Here is a 20,359-nt window from a genome sequence, read left to right as displayed (position 1 = left end):
ACGACGGGGGAGGCGACGATGCTCGTGACGGTGACGTATGCGCCCGTGGACGGTCAGGATGCGACCGCTCTCGGCTACCTGGTGCACAAGCACCCCGCGAAGGTGCAGACGTTCTCAGCGCCCGTCGGCGACATCCACGTCTTCTACCCGGAGGCGACCGTGGAGCGCTGCACCGTCGCGGTGCTGCTCGAGGTCGATCCGATCGCGCTCGTCCGGAACAAGCGATTTCTAGGGGATGCCGGGGCCCTGGGCCACTACGTCAACGACCGCCCGTACGTCGCATCGAGCATGCTCGCCGTCGCGATCGGGACCGTCTTCCGCACCGCGATGACGGGGCGCAGCGACACGTACCCGGAGCTGGCTGCATCCGCTCTGCCGTTGCAGATCGAGATCCCGGTCGTATCGACCCGTGGGGACGAGGATCTCGTCCGACGGCTGTTGGAGCCCTGCGGCTGGTCTGTCGCGCAGGAACGGATCCCCCTCGACGATGCGCACCCGGAGTGGGGGGACTCCCGCTACAGCTCCGTCGTGCTCACGGGCGACGTCCGGTTGGCCGAGGCGCTTCGCCAGCTCTACGTGCTGCTGCCCGTCCTCGATGACAGCAAGCACTACTGGGTGGGCGACGACGAGATCGGCAAGCTCGAGCGTGCGGGGGAGGGCTGGCTGACAGGCCACCCCGAGCGCGATTTCATCACCCGCCGCTACCTGCTGCATCAGCGCGCGCTGCTCGAGGATCCCGCCGCGTCGGCGGAGCGACCGGCCCCGTTGCGGCAGCACCGGGCGGGTGCCGTCCTCGCCGCGCTCGCCGACGTCGGTGCCCGCCGCGTCGTCGACATGGGATGCGGTCCGGGCGCGCTCCTCGCAAGTCTGGCGAGGGACCGATCGTTCACGAAGATCGTCGGAGTCGACGTGTCGGCTCGGTCGCTCGAGCTGGCGGCGCGGATGCTGCGGCTCGCCGAGGCATCCGACGGGGAACGTGAACGCCTCGAGCTCCTCCACGGCTCCGTCGTCTACCGCGACGAGCGCCTGCGCGGCTTCGATGCGATGGTCCTCATGGAGGTCGTCGAGCACGTCGACCCCTCGCGGCTCGGCGCGCTCGAGGATGCGGTCTTCGCGTCGGCTGCTCCCGGCGCCGTCATCGTCACGACACCCAACGCCGAGTACAACACGCTGTATCCCGACCTCGCGCCCGGCGCATTCCGTCACGACGACCACCGGTTCGAGTGGACCCGTGCCGAGTTCCGGGCGTGGGCCGAGGCGGTCGCCGGCCGGCACGGCTACGCGGTGGAGTTCCGTCCGGTGGGTGAGGCGGATGCCGACCGCGGCGCTCCCACCCAGCTCGCCCTGTTCCGGAAGGAGGCCGGCGCATGAGCGTCCTCGACATCCCCGCCCTGTCGCTCGTCGTCCTCGTCGGGGCATCCGGTTCGGGCAAGTCGACCTTCGCGCGGGAGCACTTCGGTGCGTACGAGACGCTCTCGAGCGACACCTTCCGCGGCATGGTCGGCAACGACGAGTCCGACCAGTCCGTGACCGCTGCCGCCTTCGACGCTCTGCAGTACGTCGCGGGCAAGCGACTCGACGCCGGCCTGCTCACCGTCGTCGACGCGACGAGTGTGCAGCCGGACGCCCGCCGCAAGCTCGTCGAGCTCGCGAAGGCGCACGATGTGCTGCCGGTCGCGATCGTGTTCGACGTTCCCGAGGCCGTCGCCGTCGAGCGGAATGCGGTGCGCACCGACCGCCACATCCCGGCCGGGGTCGTGAAGCGGCAGAACGATCAGCTCCGCCGCGGGCTCCGCCACCTCGGTCGCGAGGGCTTCCGCAAGGTGCACGTGCTCCACTCGCCCGAGGAGGTCGCCGCCGCCACGGTCGAGCGGACGCGCCTGCTCACCGACCGCACCGACGAGCACGGCCCGTTCGACGTCATCGGCGATGTGCACGGATGCCGGAGCGAGCTCGAGACCCTGCTCGGGCGCCTCGGCTACGAGGTCCTGCGCGACGAGCAGGGCCGCGCGGTCGACGCGCGGCATCCCGAGCAGCGTCGCGTCGTCTTCCTCGGCGACCTCGTCGATCGCGGTCCCGATGTGGTCGGCGTGCTGCGCCTGGCGATGGGGATGGTCGCGTCCGGCACCGCGCTCGCCGTCCCCGGCAACCACGAGGCCAAGCTCGTCCGGGCGCTGCGCGGAGCGAAGGTCACCCTCTCCCACGGGCTCGAGGAGACGTTGGCGCAGTTGGCGGGCGAGAGCGACGAGTTCCGCGAGCAGGTCGCGGCGTTCTGCTACGACCTTGTGTCGCACCTCATCCTCGATGAGGGCCGCCTCGTCGTGGCCCACGCAGGGCTCAAAGAGCAGTACCACGGCCGCGCGTCGGGCAGGGTCCGTGCGTTCGCGCTCTACGGCGAGACGACGGGCGAGACCGACGAATTCGGCCTGCCCGTGCGGCACCCGTGGGCGCAGGACTATCGCGGAAAGGCCGTCGTCCTCTACGGGCACACGCCCGTGCCGACGGTGGAATGGGTCAACAACACCGCGTGCCTCGACACCGGATGCGTCTTCGGCGGTGCGCTGTCGGCGATGCGCTACCCCGAACGCGAGGTGGTCTCGGTGCGGGCCGAGCAGGTCTGGTACGACCCGATCCGGCCGCTCGCGCCCGCCGCCCCGACCCGGGAGCCCGGCGTCCTCGACCTGGCCGACGTGCGGGGCAGGCTCATCGTCGAGACGAGTCTCCATGGCCGGGTCGGCATCAAGGAGGAGCAGTCCGCCGGTGGGCTGGAGACCATCAGCCGGTGGGCGACGGATCCGCGCTGGCTCATCCACCTGCCGCCGACGATGTCGCCCCCGAGCTCATCGGCGCGGGACGGGTTTCTCGAGCACCCCGATGAGGCGTTCGCGACCTACCGGACGAGCGGCGTGACGGAACTCATCGCCGAGGAGAAGCACATGGGCTCGCGCGCCCTTGTGCTCGTCTCGCGCGAACCCGCCCGCTTCTCGGCGCCGCAGGGGCGGCGCGGCGCGATCCACACCCGGACAGGCCGTCCGTTCTTCGCGGCGGACGTCGAAGCCGAGCTGCTTTCCCGCCTCGACGGGGCGATCGAGCGCGCCGGGCTGTGGGAGGAGCTGGGCGCCTCCTGGATCCTGCTGGACGCCGAGATCCTCCCATGGTCGCTCAAGGCTGGCGACCTCATCCGCGACCTGTACGCGTCGGTGGCGTCGGCGGCGGAGACCGCCACGGGTGCTGCGTCCGCGGTGCTGGCCCGGGCCGAGGCATCCGGCATCGACGTCAGCGCTCTCGCCGGGCGGAACCGGGTGCGCGCCGAGGGCGCATCGGGCTTCCGGGCCGCGTACCGCCGGTACGTCGGCGAGCAGGGTGAGGTGCGCATCGCGCCGTTCCAGGTGCTGGCTGCTGGGGAGGCCACGTTCGAGACGCGCGATCACGGCTGGCACCTGGCCGTCGCCGACCGCCTCGTCGAGGCCGCACCCGACCTGGTCGCGCCGACGCGCCGACGCCGGATCGATCTCGACGACGCGGCATCCGTCACCGCCGCGATCGACTGGTGGGAGGAGCTCACCGGCGCCGGCGGGGAGGGCATGGTCGTGAAGCCGTTCGCCAACCTCACGCGCTCGGAGAGGGGCCTCGTGCAGCCCGGCATCAAGGTGCGAGGGCGCGAGTACCTGCGCATCATCTACGGGCCGGACTACACAGACCCGGCGAACCTGGCGCGCCTGCGCGACCGCAACGTCGGACACAAGCGCTCGCTCGCCGCGCGCGAGTACGCCCTCGGGATCGAGGCCCTGCACCGCTTCAGCGCCGGCGAGCCGCTGTGGCGGGTCCATCAGGCCGTCTTCGCGGTGCTCGCCCTCGAGTCCGACCCCATCGACCCCCGACTCTGACCCCCCGCCCCCGGCCGACCCGACGCGAACGCCGCCGGCGAGCGCCATATCGCGGCGAGAAACTCCGCACCACCCCTTCCGGGCGACCGGCCGGAGTTCGTAGCGTGGAGCCATGGCGCATGAGGACGATCGACCCGAGGATCTCTACACCGGACCCATCGACCTGTCGGCGCTCGCCGCCGCCGAGGACGGCGATCTCGAGATGCCCGAGATCAGCTACGACGAGCAGCGCTACCCCGCCCGTCCGCGTCGTCTCCGCCCGCGCGACAACCTGCGCGGCAGCAGTGTGCGCCGCATCCGCACCGACCCGCGCACCGCGAACGGCACGAACCCGTCGTACGTCGAGTGGCTGGTGCGTCAGTCGATGCTGAAGGATGCCGACGTGCTCGCCCGTCAGCTGTCGGGACAGCCCACGATGTGGCGGAACGCGTACGCGCGCCCGGACGCGCGGCGCGCGATCGCGACCAGCGACGTGTGGTTCACCGCCTACCCGATCTCGCTCATCACACGTCCCGGCCAGTCGTTCCTGTCGGCCCTCGGCGACGACGAGCTCTGGTCGGTGTTCGAGCGGATCGGCATCACGGCCATCCACACCGGGCCCGTCAAGCGCGCCGGCGGCATCGAGGGCTGGGGCGAGACCCCCAGCGTCGACGGCCACTTCGACCGCATCAGCACGGCGATCGATCCCGCGTTCGGGACGGAGGACGAGTTCCGCGCGCTGTGCGACGTCGCCGACTCGCACGGCGGCAGCATCATCGATGACATCGTCCCCGGCCACACAGGCAAGGGCGCGGACTTCCGCCTCGCCGAGATGGGGTTCAAGGACTACCCCGGGATCTACCACATGGTCGCGATCCCGCCGGAGGACTGGCACCTGCTGCCCGATGTCCCCGAGGGCTACGACAGCGTCAACCTCGACCCGGCGACGGAGCACACGCTCTCGGAGCACGGCTACATCATCGGCGCGCTGCAGCGCGTCATCTTCTACACGCCCGGTGTGAAGGAGACGAACTGGAGCGCGACGGCGCCGGCGATCGGGCCCGACGGCGTCACCCGCCGCTGGGTGTACCTGCACTACTTCAAGCAGGGCCAGCCGTCGATCAACTGGCTCGACCCGACCTTCGCCGGCATGCGCCTCGTGATCGGCGACGCCCTGCACTCGCTCGGCGAGCTCGGCACGAGCGCGCTCCGCCTCGACGCGAACGGCTTCCTCGGCGTGGAGAAGAGCGCCGAGGGGCTGCCCGCGTGGTCGGAGGGGCATCCGCTCTCGCACGCGGCGAACCACATCATCGCGGGCATGGTCCGCAAGGTCGGCGGATTCACGTTCCAAGAGCTGAACCTCACGATGGAGGACATCCGCGACACCGGCGCGGTCGGCGCCGACCTGTCGTACGACTTCATCGGACGGCCGGGTTACCACCACGCCCTCGCCACCGGTCAGACCGAGTTCCTGCGACTCGCGCTCACTTCGTCGCTCGAGCTCGGCGTCGCCCCCGTGCAGCTCGTCCACGGTCTGCAGAACCACGACGAGCTGACCTACGAGCTCGTCCACTGGGCCACCCGCCACGCCGACGAGGAGTACGCCTTCCGCGGCGACGTCATCACCGGCGGCGAGCTCGCCGAAGTGGTGCGTGCCGAGCTGACCGAGAAGCTGGTGGATGCCGGTGACTACAACCGCGTGTTCACGCAGAACGGCATCGCCTGCACGTCGACGTCGCTCATCGCGGCGACCCGCGGCATCCCGTCCCTGGACGAGATCACCGAGGACGATGTCCCCGCGATCCGCGACGCCCACCTGCTGCTGTGCGCCTACAACGCCTGGCAGCCCGGGGTCTTCGGGCTCTCGGGCTGGGACCTCGTCGGCATGCTGACGCTGCCCGGAGACGAGGTGGGCGACCTCATCGGCGCCGGCGACACCCGTTGGATCGAGCGGGGCGCGCACGATCTGCTCGATGTGGACCCGGGTGCGACCCGGTCCACCTCGGGCATGCCGCGCGGGCGCGCGCTCTACGGTCCGCTGCCGGCGCAGCTCGACGACCCGGAATCGTTCGCGTCGCGCCTGTCGGCGATCATCGACCTCCGCCGTGCGCACGGCGTCGCGACGGCGACGCAGGTGGACATCCCCGAGGTGGCGCACGCCGGCATGCTGGTGCTGGTCCACCGACTCGACGAGGGGGTGCCGGATGCCGACGCCCCCGTGCAGGTGACGGTGCTGAACTTCTCGGCCGAGCCCATCGAGGGCACCGTGCAGTCCGAGCACCTGACCCCGCAGAGCGAGGTGCGCGACGCCGCAGCCGATGAGGTCATCGGCCGCGTCGACGACCTGCAGAGCTTCTCGGTGTCGCTGCCTGCGTATGGCGCCCTGTTCCTGCTGCTCGAGGCCCAGCCCCACGAGGAGTGACCGCTCGGACGCCGGTGCGCAAGCCCTCCCGTGATGTCGGGGGCGCTGCGTAGCGTCATTGCATGAGCGACCAGAGCATCCCCTCCGAGAACGACACGACCGCCCCCGCCGAGGGCCATTCCCTTCCGCCCGAGACCGGGCAGTCGGGCGAGATGCTCGGCGGGCCGAGCGGAGACACCGCGATCAAGGACCCCGAGGAGTGGGTCACCGGCGACGAGCCGATGACCGGCGCGCAGCGCAGCTACCTCGACACCCTTGCGCGCGAGGCGGGCGAGCAGATCCCCGCCGACCTCACCAAGGCGCAGGCGTCCGAGCACATCGACCGCCTGCAGCAGGCGACGGGACGCGGCGCGTCCGAGTGAGCGGCGACGACGTCGCGCCCGCCCGTCAGGCGAGCGCGGCGTCGATGCCGGCGAGCGGGACGGGCAGCCAGTCCGGACGGTTGCGCGCCTCATAGATCGACTCGTACACCGCCTTGTCGAGCACCAGGGCCCGCAGCAGCACGGGGTCGAGGGCGATCGCGCCCGGCGCCGCGGTGTAGGCGGCGAGGAAGGCCTCGCGGCACGCCTCCGCCCAGGCCGCGGCATCCGGGCCCGCCCCGACGGCACCCGCGTAGTCGAAGGAGCGCAGCATGCCGGCCACGTCGCGTGGGGGGAGGTCGGGGATCGCCCGCTCGGCCATCGGACGCAGCGGCTCGCCTTCGAAGTCGACGATCCGCCAGCCTCCGTGCGGCACGGCGAGCACCTGGCCCAGGTGCAGGTCGCCGTGGATGCGCTGCAGCCGCGGCCAGGGGCGTTCGAGCGCGGCGGCGTAGACGGCGTCGATCGCCGTGAGCCGGTCCGCGACGGCGGGGACCTCGGCCGACGCGATGGCAAGACGCCGGCGCCAGGCGCGGCCCACCGCGTCGAGCTGTTCGGGGGAGGCCGCGGTCGACTCGAGCGCGTTGCTGAGGTCGCCGTGGACCCCCGCGACGGCGACACCGAGGTCGCGGGCCGCGTCGGTGAAGTCGCGGCCCTCGCGGGCGGCGTCGAGCGCGATGGCCCACCCGTCCCGCACCCCCGGCAGGAACTCCTGCGCGAACCCGAGGGTGCCGCGCGCCGTGCCGCTCTCGCGGCCGACGTCGGGCCACTCGGCATCGGCGCTGCCGTAGAAGCGCGGCACGTACGGCGACCCGGCGTCGCTGAGCACGCGCTGGACGGTGACGTCGGGGTTCTCGCCGTGGTGCAGAGTGCGGAAGAGTTTGAGGATGATCGTGGGCGACCCGTCGACGTCGTAGACGATCGAGGTGTTGGACTGCTCCCCGGTCAGGACGCGCGATCCCGTCACACGGCTCGTGTCGACGCCCATGTCCGCGAGGAGTCCGACCGTGAAGGCAGGATGGCGCGTGGCATCCACCACCGAACGCCCCTCCGCGGTCGTGGTGACGACCTCGTCGCCGGCAGGATCCGTCACCTCGGCGAGCGGCACGTTGTAGAGCGTGGGGACAGCGCCCGCGTCGTCCATGAGGAGGTAGCGGGTCGCGCCGTCCATGGGCTGCGCGTCGAGCACGCGGAACCGCGGATCGTGACTCTTGCCCGCATACCAGCGCTGCCGTGCCACCCAGGCACCGAGGTCGTCGTCGAATTCCACACGCCCAGCCTGGACCGGCGGAGCGGCACCGCGGAAGGGGTGGACGGGGATCCGTTCCGCGGATATGGGCGGATGCCGCGGCTCAGTCCGCGGGCAGCCGCACGGTGAACACGGTGCGACCCGGTGCGCTCGCGACGGCGAGGGAACCGGCGTGGGCGGCGACGATCGCTTCGGCGATCGACAGGCCGAGGCCGGTGCTCCCGGCATCCCGATTGCGCGAGACGTCGCCGCGCGCGAACCGTTCGAACAGCCGGTCGCGGACGTCGGGTGCGATCCCGGGACCGTCGTCGGCGACGTCCAGCACGGCGTCCCCGCCGTCCCGGCGGAGGGCGAGCACGACGCGCGTCCCCGTCGGCGTGTGGGTGCGCGCGTTGCGCAGGAGGTTCGCCACCACCTGACGCAACCGGTTCTCGTCGCCGGTGACCTCGATCGTGTCGTCCTCGTGCAGGTCGAGCAGCCACGTCCGTGTGGGGTCGGCGGCGTGCGCGTCGCTGATCGCGTCGATCGCGAGCATCGTGAGGTCCACGCTCTCGCGGCGCAGCTGCTGACCGGCGTCGAGCCGGGCGAGCAGCAGAAGGTCCTCGACGAGGTCCGCCATGCGCGTGGACTCCGAGGCGATCCGGTCGAACGCGCGCTGCTGCGTGGGCGTCATCGGCGCGTTCTCGCCGAGCGACAGCTGTGCATACCCGCGGATCGACGCCAGTGGGGTGCGGAGCTCGTGGCTCGCATCGGCGATGAAACGCCGGAGCTGGTCCTCGCTGTGCTGGCGGGACGTCAGTGCCGCTTCGATGTGCGCCAGCAGCACGTTCAGCGACTGTCCGACGCGGCCGACCTCGGTCGCGGGGTCGGTGTCGCCGTCGGGGACGCGCTCGGGGATCTCGACCTCGCCGATGGCGAGCGGGCGCGCGGCGACGCGGTCCGCGACGGCGGCGACACGGTCGAGCGGACGCAGCGTCCGGCGGACGACGAGCGAGAGGCCGATGAGGACGAGCAGCAACGCACTCCCGGCCACGGCGACCTGGATAACGGTGAGGGCGGATGTCGTGGCGGTCACCTCGTCGAGCGAGATGCCGGCGACCACCTGCATCCCGTCGTCCTGCCGAGCCGCCAGGCGGAACTCGCCGAGGCCGTCGCCGAGGTCGACCGTCTCGGGGGTGCGCGACGGGAGGGCGGCCCGCTTGATCGCGTCGAGCTGACTCTCGTCGAGAGCGGTCACCTGGCCGTCGTCGCCCGTGTAGCTCGAGGAGACCACGGACCCGTCGGATGCGAAGACGGCGTGCAGCGACCCGATGCGCGGTGCGGGGCCTTCGCGGTCCCCGGAGGCACCGTCGGATGGGAAGGAGCCGCCCGGCATCCCCCCTCCGACGCGGATGATCTGCAGCGTCTCGAGCACTTGGCCGTCGAGCCGGTCGTACACGAAGGTGCGCAGGGCGAGCGAGGTCGCGAGGCCGGTGACGAGCAGCGCGATCGCGACGAGGGTGCCGGTGCCGACGACGAGGGTGCGCCGGAGCGTCCAGCGCCGCCGCCCGGTGCGGTCGGATGCGCTCATGAGGCTGCTTTGATCGTGTACCCGACGCCGCGCACCGTGTGGATGAGCGGTTCGCCGAGGGTGTCGATCTTCTTCCGGAGGTAGGAGATGTAGATCTCGACGACGCTCGAGGTGCCGCCGAAGTCGTAGCTCCAGACCTGGTCGAGGATCTGCGCGCGGGACAGGACCCGCCGCGGGTTCTGCATGAGGTAGCGGAGCAGCTCGAACTCCTTCGCCGTCAGTTTGATCGGGATGCCGCCGCGCTCCACCTCGTACGTCTCCTCGTCGAGGGTCAGGTCACCGACCCGCAGACGCGTCTCGACCGCGGCGGCCGCCGCCACATGACGACGCGCCATCGCGCGCAGCCGGACGACGACCTCCTCGAGGTTGAACGGCTTGGTCAGGTAGTCGTCGCCGCCCGCGCTGATGCCGGCGATGCGATCCTCGACGGCGTCCTTCGCGGTGAGGAACAGGACCGGCACGTCGTTGCCCGCCGACCGCAGGCGGCGCAGCACCTCCATGCCGTCGATCCCCGGCATCATGATGTCGAGCACGACGAGATCCGGGGCGAACTCGCGCACCAGCGTGAGGGCCTCCTGGCCGTTCGAGGCGGTGCGAGCGTCCCAGCCTTCGTTCTGCAGCGCCATGCGGAGCAGGTCGCTGAGGTTCGCCTCGTCATCGACGACCAGCACGCGGATCGGGGAGCCGTCGAGGCGGGTCAGCGGGGCGGGGCGGGGAGAGTTCATGGCATCAGCTTTCCGTGTCGAGGAGGGGAATGCGACCGTGCGGCGGCCGGGGGGAGGAGGCGCGCCGCACGGCCGCGCGGGATCAGGAGTGTTCGCCGGCGCCGGGGACACCGCCGGGTGCGGTGCCTCCGCCAGCGCCGCCCATCCCGCCGGGGCCGCCGCCCATTCCGCCGGCGACGGCTTCACCCGCCGCCACCGCTACCGACGAGCCGCCCGCAGACACCGTGTAGGTGCCGTCAGCGTCGATGCCGGAGGAGGAGAACACCACGGTCTGGAACTCCTTCTCCGCCGTGATGGAGAAGACGACTGAGCCGTCGGCATCTGTGATCTGGATCTCGTCTCCCGCGGATCCGCTGACGGTCGCGGCGACCCAGGCCTGCGCTGTGCCGCTGTCGGGGGACTCGGCCATCCCCGAGCTGCCCACGGCGAGGAGGGTGCCGCCGGAGATGTCGAATCCGCCGTTGCTGTCGAGCGCACCGTTGCCGGCCGAGGTCGGGCCCCAGACGACGATGTCGCCGCCGGTCACGGTCACGGAGCCGTTCGAGTCGATGCCGTCGCCGCCGGCATTCACGGTCAGGGTGCCTCCCGAGATCGTGATCGTCTCGCCGGTGTCGGCCATGCCGCCGCCCATGCCCCCCTCGGCGCCCTGGGCCCCGCTGTCCGATGCGGCATCGCCGCTGCCGTTGAGCCCGTCGTCGGACGCCGTCACCGCGACGTCCCCGCCGCTGATGGCGATGTCGGTCGCTTCGAGGCCCTCGTTCGACTGCTCGACGGTCACCGTGCCGCCGCCGATCTCCAGCGCCGCCTCGGCGTGCGCGCCGTCGTCTCCGGCGGTGACCGCGACCGTGCCGCCGAAGATCCCGATCGAGCCGTCGGAGTGCAGGCCGTCGTCCGTGGCCGACACGTCGATCGCGCCGTCGCCGATCGCGATGACGACGCCCGCGCTGATGCCCTTCGAGCCGGCGTCCGCCGCGCCGTCGGCGCTGATCGAGACCGTGCCGCCCGTGATCACGGCATCCGTCGTCGCGGCGATGCCGTCGTCGCCGCTGGTGGCGCTGATGTCACCGCCTGAGATCCAGACGTACCCGCGTGTGGCGTCCTCGTCGTCGTCGCTTTTGAGCGCGTCGCCGCCGGCAGCGACCTCGAGGGTTCCGCCCGAGATGACGAGGGCGTCCTTGCCGCGGAGGGCGTCGTCGGCGGCATCCACCGTGATCGTCCCGCCGATGATCGCGAGGTCGTCGGTGCTGGCGATGCCGTCGTTGCCGTTGCCGGCGACGACGAGTGATCCGCTTCCGCTGACGGTGAGGTCGGCGTCGGCGTGGATCGCGGCGTTCGCCTCGGCGCTGTCGTCGTAGCTCGCGGCGTCCGAGACCGTGTTCTCACTGCCCGCCGCGAGGGAGATCACGACGTCGTCGGCGGTGATGGCGCTGATCGCCGCACCGTCGGCGTTCGTGATGTCGACGCCATCGAGGATGAGCACGACGTGCGCGTCGTCGGGCGCGGCGACGACGACCGACCCGGTCAGATCCCCGGTCAGGCGGTAGACGCCGCCGGCGGTGACGGTGACCGTCGCCCCGTCGACGGTCACTCCGTTCCCCGACGTCGTCGCCGTCGAGCCCTCGAGCGTGACGTCGACCGCGTCGTCCGCCGACCACTCGTCGTCGGCAACGACCGTGGCGTCCTCGTTCGCGGCGAGGACGGCCGTCGGATCGAGATCGGAGTCGATCTCGGCGACGGCGACGGTGGAGGAGTCGTTCGTCGTGGACGAGGTCCCGCTCGTGCCGGTCGAGGCGACGCCGGTGACGGCGCACCCCGCGAGCACGAGCCCGGCGAGGGTGAGGGGGACGGCGGGAAGGATCAGGCGGCGGCGCATGGCAGCTCCTCTGTGTGCATGTCGGCGGATGAGGGGGAGAAGGGGCCGCGCAGGAGGCGTCCCCAGCGGTTGCGGGGGAGGTCGGGGCTCAGCGCGGCGAGCCCGGTCGCGTATTTGCTGACCGAGACGGGACGGTGCCCGGCGCGCCACAGCAGTCGGTCGAGAGCGGATGCCGACGACGGCGACTTCGTCTCGACGATCGCGAGGTCGGGGAGGGAGAAGCCGGTGCCGTCCGGGCGGTCCCAGCGCAGGTCGGTGTCGATGGTCGCCCGCGACGACTGGTCGGGGGCGAGGAGCGTCGCCCGTGCGTACCGGGTGACGAGCGTGGCATCCAGCTCGTCGACGCGATCGGTGTCGACGCCGATCGCCGCGAACGCCGCGGCGACCTCTTCCTGGGCCTCTGGGGTGAGCACGGCGCGCTGGGCGATGTCGTACTCCGACCGTTCCTTGACCGTCGTCCCACGAGCGCCGCGGGTCTTGATCTCGAGGTAGGCGGCGTGCGTGTCGACGTAGGTGCGGGTACGGAGCTTGAACCGCCGGCGGCGGGGCTGCGCGGCCATGTGGAAGCTGAGCAGGTCCGGGGTGTCGAAGTAGACGGACTCGTACGCGAACCGGCGGGCGCCGTCGATCTCGAGGACGCGGGTGCGCTCGTCGACCTGTGAGAGCAGGCCTCCCAGTGCGGACTGGGGCACGACGTACTTGCGGTCGACGCGGGCCAGGAGCGCCGCCTCGGCCACCATGTCCTCGAGGCTCACCCCGGCGAAGCGGGCGAGGCCGTCGGGACTCATCGGACTGCTCCGGCCGTGAGACGGCCCTCGATCCGCTGCGATGTCGCCGGGTCCGCCGAGATGCTGCTTTGATCCGAGATGCGGTAGCGCACATCGACGGTTGTCGTGTCGTTGACGAGGTCGAGCTCCTGCACGGTCAGCGAGGTGACCTCACCGCCGAGCCGCTGCCCGACGAGGGCGCGGAGCGCGGCCTCGTCGGCCTCGGCACGGTCGAGTCGCACCACCTGATGGCGGCTGCGGGAGAGCAGGCGCGGGTGGTCTGCTGCCCACATCACGACGAGGATCAGTGCGATGAGTCCGGTGACGGGCAGGATGTCGGTGGTCGGAAGGCCGGCCATCAGGCCCGTGGCCAGAGCGGCGAAGTAGTAGGCGACCTCGCGCTGCGAGATCTCCGAGGAACGGAGCCGGATGATCGAGAGCACGCCGAACAGGCCGAGGCCGAGGCCGAGTGCGACCTCCGCCGTGCCGAGGACCGTCGCGACGGCCATCACCCCGACGTTGACCCCGAGGAAGGCGACGACCAGGTCACGACGACGGTGACGCCGGTAGTACAGGCCCAGGCTCAGGATGAGGGCGGCGGCGAGGTCGATCGCGATGAGCGAGATCGAGGCGATGGTCATGGGTTCCTCCGTGGGTGAGTGGTGACGATGTCCATCTGAGCGACGGCACCTTCACCGTTCCTAAGAGCCGCATTGACCGCCGATTCGAGGCGTGGCGCGCGCGGGGTCCGGTCGAACACGACGCTTCGCTGGATGAGGTAGCCGAGCGCGAACAGCGCTGCCTCGGTCAGGAGCTTGGCGGCCAGGAGCGGCAGCCCAGCTGCGGTGAGCATCGTCATCCAGGCGACGTTCGAGGCCAGCAGGGCACCGGCGAGCAGGGCGTACCGTGTCGCCTCGCGGCGCAGAGCACCTGCGCCGTCGCGTCGGAAGACCACGTGCCGGTTGACGACGAAGTTCACGGTCGCGCTCACGAGCCGCGAGGCGACGATCGAGGGGATCAAGGCTCCCGTCGACGCGGTCAGGACGAAAAGCAGCAGGGTGTCGACCGCGAAGGCCAGCAGCGACGAGGCGGCGAACAGCGCGAGCGGCAGCCCGACCCGCAGGGTGTCGGTCAGTGGCCGGAAGTGGCTCGAGGTGTTCCCCGCCAGGTAGACCGTCTCGATCGGGACCTCGCTCGCCGCCCACCCGTCGCGGTGACAGCGCAGGAGCACGTTCTGCTCGTACTCGAAGCGGTCTCCGCGCTGGTCGAGCATCCAGGGCAGCATGACGGGCGGGATGCCGCGCAGCCCCGTCTGGGTGTCGGAGAGGCTCCACCCGGCCGCGAGGCGGAACGTCACCCGCGCCGCGCCGTTGCCGAGCCTGCTGCGCGTCGGATTGCCGCGTCGGCCGGTGTCGCGGCATCCGAGCACCATCGCGGGCGTGCCCGCGTCCATCGCGGCGACGGTGGCCGCTCCCACGTTCAGGATGTCCCGCACCACGTGCTGACCGTCCGCGTCGGCTGTGATCACCGCACGCCCGGGGAAAGCGGTCATCGCGTGCTGGAATCCGGTGCGCAGCGCTGCGCCCTTCCCCCGGTTCCGCACGTGTCCGAGCACCGTCGCCCCGAGTGCGGCGACGTCGTCGAAGACGGCCGCATGGTGCGGTCCGCTGCCGTCGTCGACGACGACGATCGGGATGCCGGGGGCGGAGGTCGTCAGCTCACCGACGAGGTCCGTCAGGGTCGCGCCGGGTTCGTAGGCGGGGATGAGGATGATCACGGCTCACTCCTCGATGTAGAGGATGTCGCTCGTGCCGCGCTCGCCGCCGTTGGAGGGCTGGTTCACGACCTCGCCGTCGAAGAACATCGTCGACGACCCGCCGCCGTCGAGGTTGTAGGCGGTAACGGCGCCGAGGTCGATCATGATCTGGGCGAGCTCGGTGAGGGTCGCGCCGCGGCTGTAGCCCTCGCTGCGGCCGTCGACGACGACGAAGACGAGGTGGTCGTCGTCGATCACGCCGACGGCGGTGCGGGGCTGCTCGCCCTGGATCGAATGGTTGCCGACGTTGGTGTCGACTTCGACGCTGTCGATTCCGGCCACGGCAGCTCCGTCCTCGACGAGTGCGGGGCCGAAGCTGAGGGTGTTCCAGACCCCGTCGGCGAGCAGCTGGTCGGCGCTCGTGGCCGTCTCGTCGTAGACCTGCACCGTTCCGTCGGTGTAGAAGGCCAAGCCGGTGCGCGCGGGGGAGTCCCGGTAGACGACGCCGTTGCGGATCACGATGCCGGTGTCGCGGAAGCCGTAGTAATCCCCGTTGATCGCGAACACGGCGTCGTTGTCCTCGGCGATGCCGCTCGTGGTCTCGGTGATGTTCTCGCCGAACTGATCCTTCGCGAACGCGGAGCGCAGCCGGGTGGCGTCCGAAAGGACCACATCGGCGACGTAGTACGTGAGGGTGTCGTCGCCCGAACCGGTGACGACCTGAGACACGGTGATGCTTGTCTCGCCGTCGGAGTATGTGTCTCCGTCGACGGCACCCGCCGCATCCGTTGCCGATGTCGTCGGCTCGACGGCGGAGTTCTCGGCCTCGTACGCCGAGACGTCGGCGATCTCGACGTGCTCGATGAGGAAGCGATCGGCGGCCCACGCCGTCGCCCCTCCGACGGCGAGGGCGACGGTGAGGCCGCCGGCGATGAGGGCGGTGCGGAGGCGGCGGCGCGGTCTGACGGTGTGAGGCATGCCTCCAGGAGTACGGACGCAATGTCGGGCCGACGTTGACCGATGCTGAGAGCGGGATTAACGATGCCGTCCGGGATGCCGACTACCACACGCCGTCCGCATACGCAGGCCCCTGTCGGGCACGGCGGCCGGCTGCGAGCGTCGGAGCATGGCGACCACCGATGAGACTTCGACGCCCACACCGCAGACCCGTGCAGAGCGCGCCGCGGACCCGACGCTCGGTGTCGTGTCGCGCGCCGCGTGGCGCGACGACTCCGCCTCGCTGCTGACCCGCGGCTACCGTTTCGGCGAGCACATCTGGCGCCGCGTTCCGGGTGGCGCGCGGTCCGCGCCGATGCGCCTGCTCTTCTCGGACGCGCTCCTCGTCCGCGGCGCGGAGGGGGTCGCGGCGTTCTACGACGATCAGCGCGTCGCGCGCCACGGGGCCATGCCGCCGTTCATCCAGGAGACCCTCTTCGGGCACGAGTCCGTCCACAGCCTCGACGGCGAGGACCACCGGCACCGGAAAGCCACCTTCGTCTCGGCGCTCTACGAGGACGAGCAGGTCGCCCGGCTGCGACCGCATCTCGAGCGGGAGTGGCGGCACGAGGTCGACGAGTGGATCGCCGGCGGAACGCGGTCGGCGTACGACGCCGCCGTCGGAGCCCTGGGCCGCGCGATCATGCGGTGGGCAGGGCTCCCCGGCACCGGCGAGGCGAAGACGCGGTGGGCGCGGCGGCAGGCGCAGATCGTCGAGGGGTTCGGCGTGCCCTACTCGCCCGAGTACGTGCTGTCCGCGCTGAATCGGCGCTGGTCTGACCGTCACGCCGAGCGGCTGATCCGCGCTGTCCGCGCGGGGCGGCTCGATGCTCACCCGGACACCGCGCTGGCAGCCTGGGCGTGGCACCGCGACCGGGACGGCCGACTGCTCAGCGCGCGTCTCGCGGGGGTCGAACTGCAGAACAGCTTCCGTCCGATGATCGCCGTCGCCCGCTTCAGCGCCTTCGCCGCGAAGCGGCTGCAGGAGCACCCGGAGTGGCGGGAGCGCATCGCCGCGGAGGTCAGCGAGCGAGCATCGCTCGTGGACGGTCCGCTCGCCACCGCGTTCGCCCAGGAGATCCGCCGCCTGTCGCCTTTCGTCCCGATGCTGCCGGCGTTCGCCACGCAGGACATCGAGGTCGACGGTCGCACGGTGCGCGCGGGCGGTCGCATCGTGCTCGACATCCTCGGCACCGACACGGACGAGCGATCCTGGGAACGTCCCGACGTGTTCGACCCGGAGCGCTTCGTCGGCGTCGACGACTACGAGGCGATCGCCGCCTTCATCCCGCACGGGGGCGCGGACGTCGCGACGGGTCATCGCTGTCCGGGCGAGAAGCTCGCGATCGCGGGACTCGCGGCATCCATCAGCGCCCTCAGCGACCCCCGCCTCACCGTCCTCCCCGCGGGGCTCGAGGTGAACGAGCGACGGATGCCGACGAAGCCCCGCTCGGGCGGGCGCGTGCGGGCCGCGGGGTCGTCCGACGGAGCGCGCTGCCCGTTCCACCGCTGAGGTCCGATGCCACGATCGCCCAGGCCACGCAACCCCCTCTGAACTGCGAGGTCGCGGCAGCAGGGTGACCTCCGACCAGGAGGCACACCATGGCAGAACAGAACACCCGCCAGACGACACGCACGGACGCCCCCGACCCCGAGGCATCCCGCAAACCCGATTCCGTGACCGACGTGAAGAAGCGGTCGTGGAAGTACGTGCTGGGCAAGACGATCCGTGAGTTCAGCGCGGACCAATGCACGGATGCCGCGGCAGGCCTCACGTACTACGGGGTGCTCGCGCTCTTCCCGGCGCTCATCGCGATCTTCTCGCTGCTCGGCGTCGTGGGCCAGGGGCAGGCCACCGCCGACGCCGTCCTCGGAATCGTGCGCGACGTCGCCCCCTCCGACACGGCCAGCGCGCTGGAGGGGCCGATCCAGCAGGTCGCATCATCCCCCGGAGCGGGCGTCGCCCTCGTCGTCGGCATCCTCGTGGCCCTCTGGTCGGCGTCCGGGTACGTGGGGGCCTTCTCACGGGCGATGAACCGGATCTACGAGATCGAGGAGGGGCGTCCGTTCTGGAAGCTGCGCCCGATGCAGCTGCTCGTGACGCTCGTCGCGGTCGTCTCGCTCGCGCTGGTCGCGCTGGGCCTCGTCCTCTCGGGCGACGTGGCCCGATCGCTCGGCGAGGCCATCGGTCTGGGTGACGGCGTACTTCTCGCCTGGAACATCGCGAAGTGGCCGGTGATGCTGTTCATCGTCGTGCTCCTGGTCGCGATCCTGTACTACGCGACACCCAACGCGAAGCAGCCGAAGTTCCGCTGGATCAGCATCGGCGCGCTGATCGCGATCGTCGTGATGATCCTCGCCACCGCGGGTTTCGCGTTCTACGTCGCCAACTTCTCGAACTACGACCGGACGTACGGCTCGCTGGCGGGTGTCATCGTGTTCCTGCTCTGGCTGTGGATCGCCAACAACGTGCTCCTGTTCGGGGCGGAGTTCGACGCCGAACTCGAGCGCGGCCGCCAGTTGCAGGGCGGCATCGCCGCCGAGGAGGACATCCAGCTGCCGGCCCGCGACACGCGGGAGTCCGACAAGCAGGCCGCCAAGGAGCAGAAGGACATCGAAGAAGGCCGACGCATCCGCCTCGCCCATGGCGAGGACGAGAACCGATGACGGATGTCGACACCCCCACCCGTCTGAAGCGGGGGATCACCGGGCCCCTGCTGTTCGCCTTCATCCTCGGGGACGTCCTCGGCGCGGGGATCTACGCGCTGATGGGCGTCCTCGCGGCGGAGGTGGGCGGGATGCTGTGGGCCCCGCTCCTGGTGGCGCTGCTGCTCGCGCTGCTCACGGCCGGCTCGTACGCGGAGCTCGTCACGAAGTATCCCCGCGCGGGCGGTGCGGCGGTCTTCGCCGAGCGGGCGTTCCGCAGTCCCCTCGTGTCGTTCCTCGTCGGCTTCTGCATGCTCGCCGCCGGCGTCGTCAGTGCCGCGGGGCTCGCAATCGCCTTCGCCGGTGACTACTTCTCGACCTTCATCGACCTGCCGGCACCGCTCGTCGCCGTCGTCTTCCTGGCCGTCGTCGGGGCGCTCAACGCCCGCGGCATCCGGGAATCGATGGGCGCGAACCTCGTCATGACACTCGTCGAACTCAGCGGTCTCGTGATCGTGATCGTCGTGGTCGCCATCCTCGTCGCGGGCGGGGGCGGAGATCCCGGGCGCGTGTTCGAGTTGCCGACGGATGCCGCGCTGCCCACGGCCGTGCTCGGCGGAGCCATCGTCGCCTACTACTCGTTCGTCGGTTTCGAGACCTCGGCGAACGTCATCGAAGAGGTGCGGGACCCGCGGAGGTCCTACCCGCGCGCGCTGTTCGCGTCCCTCGTCACCGCGGGCGTCGTCTACGTCCTGGTCGGCCTCGCCAGCGCGATCGCGCTCCCACCCGGCGACCTCGTCGACTCGAGCGGTCCGCTGCTCGACGTCGTCGCCGCCGCCGGGGTCGGCGTGCCGCCGTGGCTGTTCAGCCTCATCGCGCTCGTCGCCGTTGCGAACGGAGCTCTGCTCACGATGATCATGGCCAGCCGGCTCGCCTACGGGATGTCCGAACAGGGTCTTCTGCCCGAGGTTCTCGGGCGGGTCCTCCCGAAACGGCGCACGCCCTGGGTGGCCATCCTCGCCACGACCCTCGTCGCGATGCTGCTGACCCTGATCGGAGACCTGAGCCTGCTCGCCGAGACGGTCGTGCTCCTGCTGCTGTTCGTCTTCCTCAGCGCCAACGTCTCGGTACTGGTCCTGCGCCGCGACCGCGTGGAGCACGACCACTTCCGCGTCTGGACCGCGGTCCCGATCCTCGGTGTCGCGTCGTGCGTCCTCCTGCTGACGCAGCAGTCCGGCATGGTGTGGCTCTTCGGCGCGATCCTGCTCGCCGTGGGTGCACTGCTGTTCGGCGTCACCCGATGGTTTCGGTCACGGGCGGGAAGGGCGCGGAAGAGTTCGACCCGCTGAACGCCGGCTCAGCGGCCGGTGGGCGGCAGCTTCGCCACGCCGTGACGGTTCGGCTCGTCCGGTTCGGCGGCCGTCGCGGGCGAGGCCGCGGAGCCGCCGTGCGGGGAGTCCGTTCCCGGGTAGGAGGGCTCCTCGATCTCGATCGCGCGGTCGCGGTCCTCCTTCTTCGGCAGGTGGTCGAGTGGCTGTCGGATGTCGTCGGATTCGCTCATGCCCCTCACGCTCCGCCGACGACGACTGTCGCGGCAGGGGCTTGCGAGCGGCGGGCGGGTGTGGTGCCCGCCTCGCGTAACGTGAAGCGGTGACCGTCGGCATCCATCTGTCCCCGCTCGCCGAGATCCCGGCGACGACCCTCTACCGGATCCTCTGGCTGCGCGTGAGCGTGTTCGTCGTCGAGCAGCAGGCGGCGTACCCCGAGCTCGACGGCCGCGACGTCGAGCCGGGCGCCCTCATCGGATGGGCGGAGGAGGATGGTGAGATCCTCGGGACCCTCCGGCTGCTCGACGAGCGGGAACGGTGGCGGATCGGCCGCGTCGTCACGAGCTCCGCGGCCCGAGGGAGGGGCGTCGGCGCCGACCTCGTGCGGCGCGCCATCGAGCATGCGGCGGGTCTCGACCGGGCGCGCCCGTTCGTCCTCGACGCGCAGGAGCACCTCGCGGACTGGTACGGGCGCTTCGGCTTCGTCACCTCGGGCCCGTCCTACATCGAGGACCGGATCCCGCACGTTCCGATGACCCGCGCCGCCGACGGCGCAGTGTAAGAGACGGATGCCGGGGGCGCG

The 20,359-nt window shown here is 71.2% G+C and carries 17 protein-coding genes; 8 read left to right on the top strand and 9 right to left on the bottom strand.

Going from position 1 to position 20,359, the window contains the following annotated elements; translation table 11 throughout:
* Positions 1–18 precede the first annotated feature (18 nt).
* From AB0259_RS08635 to AB0259_RS08620, 4 genes are all read left to right on the top strand, one after another.
* Positions 19–1,371 (top strand): 3' terminal RNA ribose 2'-O-methyltransferase Hen1, encoded by a 1,353-nt coding sequence (locus AB0259_RS08635; RefSeq protein WP_366222286.1) that lies wholly within the window; start codon positions 19–21, stop codon positions 1,369–1,371.
* Entirely contained in the window at positions 1,368–3,887 is a 2,520-nt protein-coding gene (locus AB0259_RS08630; protein WP_366222288.1) for a polynucleotide kinase-phosphatase, read from the top strand. The genes AB0259_RS08635 and AB0259_RS08630 overlap by 4 nt, the downstream gene beginning before the upstream one ends.
* 112 nt (positions 3,888–3,999) lie before the next feature.
* A complete protein-coding gene (treS, locus tag AB0259_RS08625; protein ID WP_366222290.1) occupies positions 4,000–6,288 on the top strand; it encodes a maltose alpha-D-glucosyltransferase in 2,289 nt (762 codons plus the stop codon).
* 62 nt (positions 6,289–6,350) lie between these two features.
* The gene (locus AB0259_RS08620; RefSeq protein ID WP_251577988.1) at positions 6,351–6,650 is read left to right on the top strand and encodes a DUF3072 domain-containing protein; all 300 of its coding nucleotides are present in this window, start codon (positions 6,351–6,353) and stop codon (positions 6,648–6,650) included.
* Between the two features lie 25 nt (positions 6,651–6,675).
* On the opposite strand, the gene AB0259_RS08615 is transcribed toward AB0259_RS08620, so the two are convergent.
* The 8 genes from AB0259_RS08615 to AB0259_RS08580 all read right to left on the bottom strand — a co-directional run bounded on the left by AB0259_RS08615 (position 6,676) and on the right by AB0259_RS08580 (position 15,565).
* A complete protein-coding gene (locus tag AB0259_RS08615; RefSeq protein WP_366222293.1) occupies positions 6,676–7,917 on the bottom strand; it encodes a hypothetical protein in 1,242 nt (413 codons plus the stop codon).
* 82 nt (positions 7,918–7,999) lie between these two features.
* Positions 8,000–9,466 (bottom strand): ATP-binding protein, encoded by a 1,467-nt coding sequence (locus AB0259_RS08610; protein ID WP_251577991.1) that lies wholly within the window; start codon positions 9,464–9,466, stop codon positions 8,000–8,002.
* A complete protein-coding gene (locus tag AB0259_RS08605) occupies positions 9,463–10,191 on the bottom strand; it encodes a response regulator transcription factor (protein ID WP_285875694.1) in 729 nt (242 codons plus the stop codon). The genes AB0259_RS08610 and AB0259_RS08605 overlap by 4 nt, the downstream gene beginning before the upstream one ends.
* Before the next feature lie 82 nt (positions 10,192–10,273).
* Positions 10,274–12,064, bottom strand: a complete 1,791-nt coding sequence (locus AB0259_RS08600) for a carbohydrate-binding domain-containing protein (protein ID WP_366222296.1) — start codon at positions 12,062–12,064, stop codon at positions 10,274–10,276.
* A complete protein-coding gene (locus AB0259_RS08595; RefSeq protein WP_366222298.1) occupies positions 12,049–12,852 on the bottom strand; it encodes a polyphosphate polymerase domain-containing protein in 804 nt (267 codons plus the stop codon). Before AB0259_RS08595 ends, AB0259_RS08600 begins: the two co-directional genes overlap by 16 nt.
* Positions 12,849–13,472, bottom strand: a complete 624-nt coding sequence (locus AB0259_RS08590; RefSeq protein WP_251577996.1) for a DUF4956 domain-containing protein — start codon at positions 13,470–13,472, stop codon at positions 12,849–12,851. Before AB0259_RS08590 ends, AB0259_RS08595 begins: the two co-directional genes overlap by 4 nt.
* Positions 13,469–14,608, bottom strand: a complete 1,140-nt coding sequence (locus AB0259_RS08585; RefSeq protein WP_366222300.1) for a bifunctional glycosyltransferase family 2/GtrA family protein — start codon at positions 14,606–14,608, stop codon at positions 13,469–13,471. The genes AB0259_RS08590 and AB0259_RS08585 overlap by 4 nt, the downstream gene beginning before the upstream one ends.
* A gap of 3 nt (positions 14,609–14,611) precedes the next feature.
* A complete protein-coding gene (locus AB0259_RS08580; RefSeq protein WP_251578000.1) occupies positions 14,612–15,565 on the bottom strand; it encodes a phosphodiester glycosidase family protein in 954 nt (317 codons plus the stop codon).
* Positions 15,566–15,713: 148 nt separating this feature from the next.
* On the opposite strand from AB0259_RS08580, the gene AB0259_RS08575 reads away from it, so the two are divergent.
* The 3 genes from AB0259_RS08575 (at position 15,714) to AB0259_RS08565 (ending at position 19,578) form a co-directional block, all read left to right on the top strand.
* Positions 15,714–17,096 carry a cytochrome P450 gene (locus AB0259_RS08575; RefSeq protein ID WP_366222303.1) on the top strand — a complete coding sequence of 461 codons (1,383 nt, stop codon included), beginning with the start codon at positions 15,714–15,716 and terminating at the stop codon, positions 17,094–17,096.
* An 89-nt stretch (positions 17,097–17,185) separates the two neighbouring features.
* Positions 17,186–18,250, top strand: a complete 1,065-nt coding sequence (locus AB0259_RS08570; protein ID WP_366222305.1) for a YihY/virulence factor BrkB family protein — start codon at positions 17,186–17,188, stop codon at positions 18,248–18,250.
* Entirely contained in the window at positions 18,247–19,578 is a 1,332-nt protein-coding gene (locus tag AB0259_RS08565) for an APC family permease (protein WP_366222307.1), read from the top strand. Before AB0259_RS08570 ends, AB0259_RS08565 begins: the two co-directional genes overlap by 4 nt.
* Positions 19,579–19,586: 8 nt before the next feature.
* Here the strand turns inward: AB0259_RS08565 and AB0259_RS08560 are convergent, their stop codons facing one another.
* Positions 19,587–19,790, bottom strand: a complete 204-nt coding sequence (locus tag AB0259_RS08560) for a hypothetical protein (RefSeq protein WP_251578008.1) — start codon at positions 19,788–19,790, stop codon at positions 19,587–19,589.
* An 89-nt stretch (positions 19,791–19,879) separates the two neighbouring features.
* Between AB0259_RS08560 and AB0259_RS08555 the strand changes: the two genes are divergently transcribed.
* Positions 19,880–20,338 carry a GNAT family N-acetyltransferase gene (locus AB0259_RS08555; protein ID WP_366222309.1) on the top strand — a complete coding sequence of 153 codons (459 nt, stop codon included), beginning with the start codon at positions 19,880–19,882 and terminating at the stop codon, positions 20,336–20,338.
* Positions 20,339–20,359 lie beyond the last annotated feature (21 nt).

The sequence above is a fragment of the Microbacterium sp. NPDC080005 genome (assembly GCF_040702445.1).
GTDB classification, from domain to species: Bacteria; Actinomycetota; Actinomycetes; order Actinomycetales; family Microbacteriaceae; genus Microbacterium; species Microbacterium oleivorans_D.
Note: the sequence above shows the minus strand (reverse complement) of the source record. Positions and strands in the feature narration are given on the sequence as shown.

What these genes read in the sequence shown, in the direction of transcription:
- AB0259_RS08600 (WP_366222296.1), bottom strand. Translation starts at nt 12,064, where the DNA reads ATGCGCCGCCGCCTGATCCTTCCCGCCGTCCCCCTCACCCTCGCCGGG.
- AB0259_RS08575 (WP_366222303.1), top strand. Translation starts at nt 15,714, where the DNA reads ATGGCGACCACCGATGAGACTTCGACGCCCACACCGCAGACCCGTGCA.
- AB0259_RS08595 (WP_366222298.1), bottom strand. Translation starts at nt 12,852, where the DNA reads ATGAGTCCCGACGGCCTCGCCCGCTTCGCCGGGGTGAGCCTCGAGGAC.
- AB0259_RS08560 (WP_251578008.1), bottom strand. Translation starts at nt 19,790, where the DNA reads ATGAGCGAATCCGACGACATCCGACAGCCACTCGACCACCTGCCGAAG.
- AB0259_RS08605 (WP_285875694.1), bottom strand. Translation starts at nt 10,191, where the DNA reads ATGAACTCTCCCCGCCCCGCCCCGCTGACCCGCCTCGACGGCTCCCCG.
- AB0259_RS08590 (WP_251577996.1), bottom strand. Translation starts at nt 13,472, where the DNA reads ATGACCATCGCCTCGATCTCGCTCATCGCGATCGACCTCGCCGCCGCC.
- AB0259_RS08620 (WP_251577988.1), top strand. Translation starts at nt 6,351, where the DNA reads ATGAGCGACCAGAGCATCCCCTCCGAGAACGACACGACCGCCCCCGCC.
- AB0259_RS08630 (WP_366222288.1), top strand. Translation starts at nt 1,368, where the DNA reads ATGAGCGTCCTCGACATCCCCGCCCTGTCGCTCGTCGTCCTCGTCGGG.
- AB0259_RS08610 (WP_251577991.1), bottom strand. Translation starts at nt 9,466, where the DNA reads ATGAGCGCATCCGACCGCACCGGGCGGCGGCGCTGGACGCTCCGGCGC.
- AB0259_RS08580 (WP_251578000.1), bottom strand. Translation starts at nt 15,565, where the DNA reads ATGCCTCACACCGTCAGACCGCGCCGCCGCCTCCGCACCGCCCTCATC.
- AB0259_RS08565 (WP_366222307.1), top strand. Translation starts at nt 18,247, where the DNA reads ATGACGGATGTCGACACCCCCACCCGTCTGAAGCGGGGGATCACCGGG.
- AB0259_RS08635 (WP_366222286.1), top strand. Translation starts at nt 19, where the DNA reads ATGCTCGTGACGGTGACGTATGCGCCCGTGGACGGTCAGGATGCGACC.
- AB0259_RS08570 (WP_366222305.1), top strand. Translation starts at nt 17,186, where the DNA reads ATGGCAGAACAGAACACCCGCCAGACGACACGCACGGACGCCCCCGAC.
- treS (WP_366222290.1), top strand. Translation starts at nt 4,000, where the DNA reads ATGGCGCATGAGGACGATCGACCCGAGGATCTCTACACCGGACCCATC.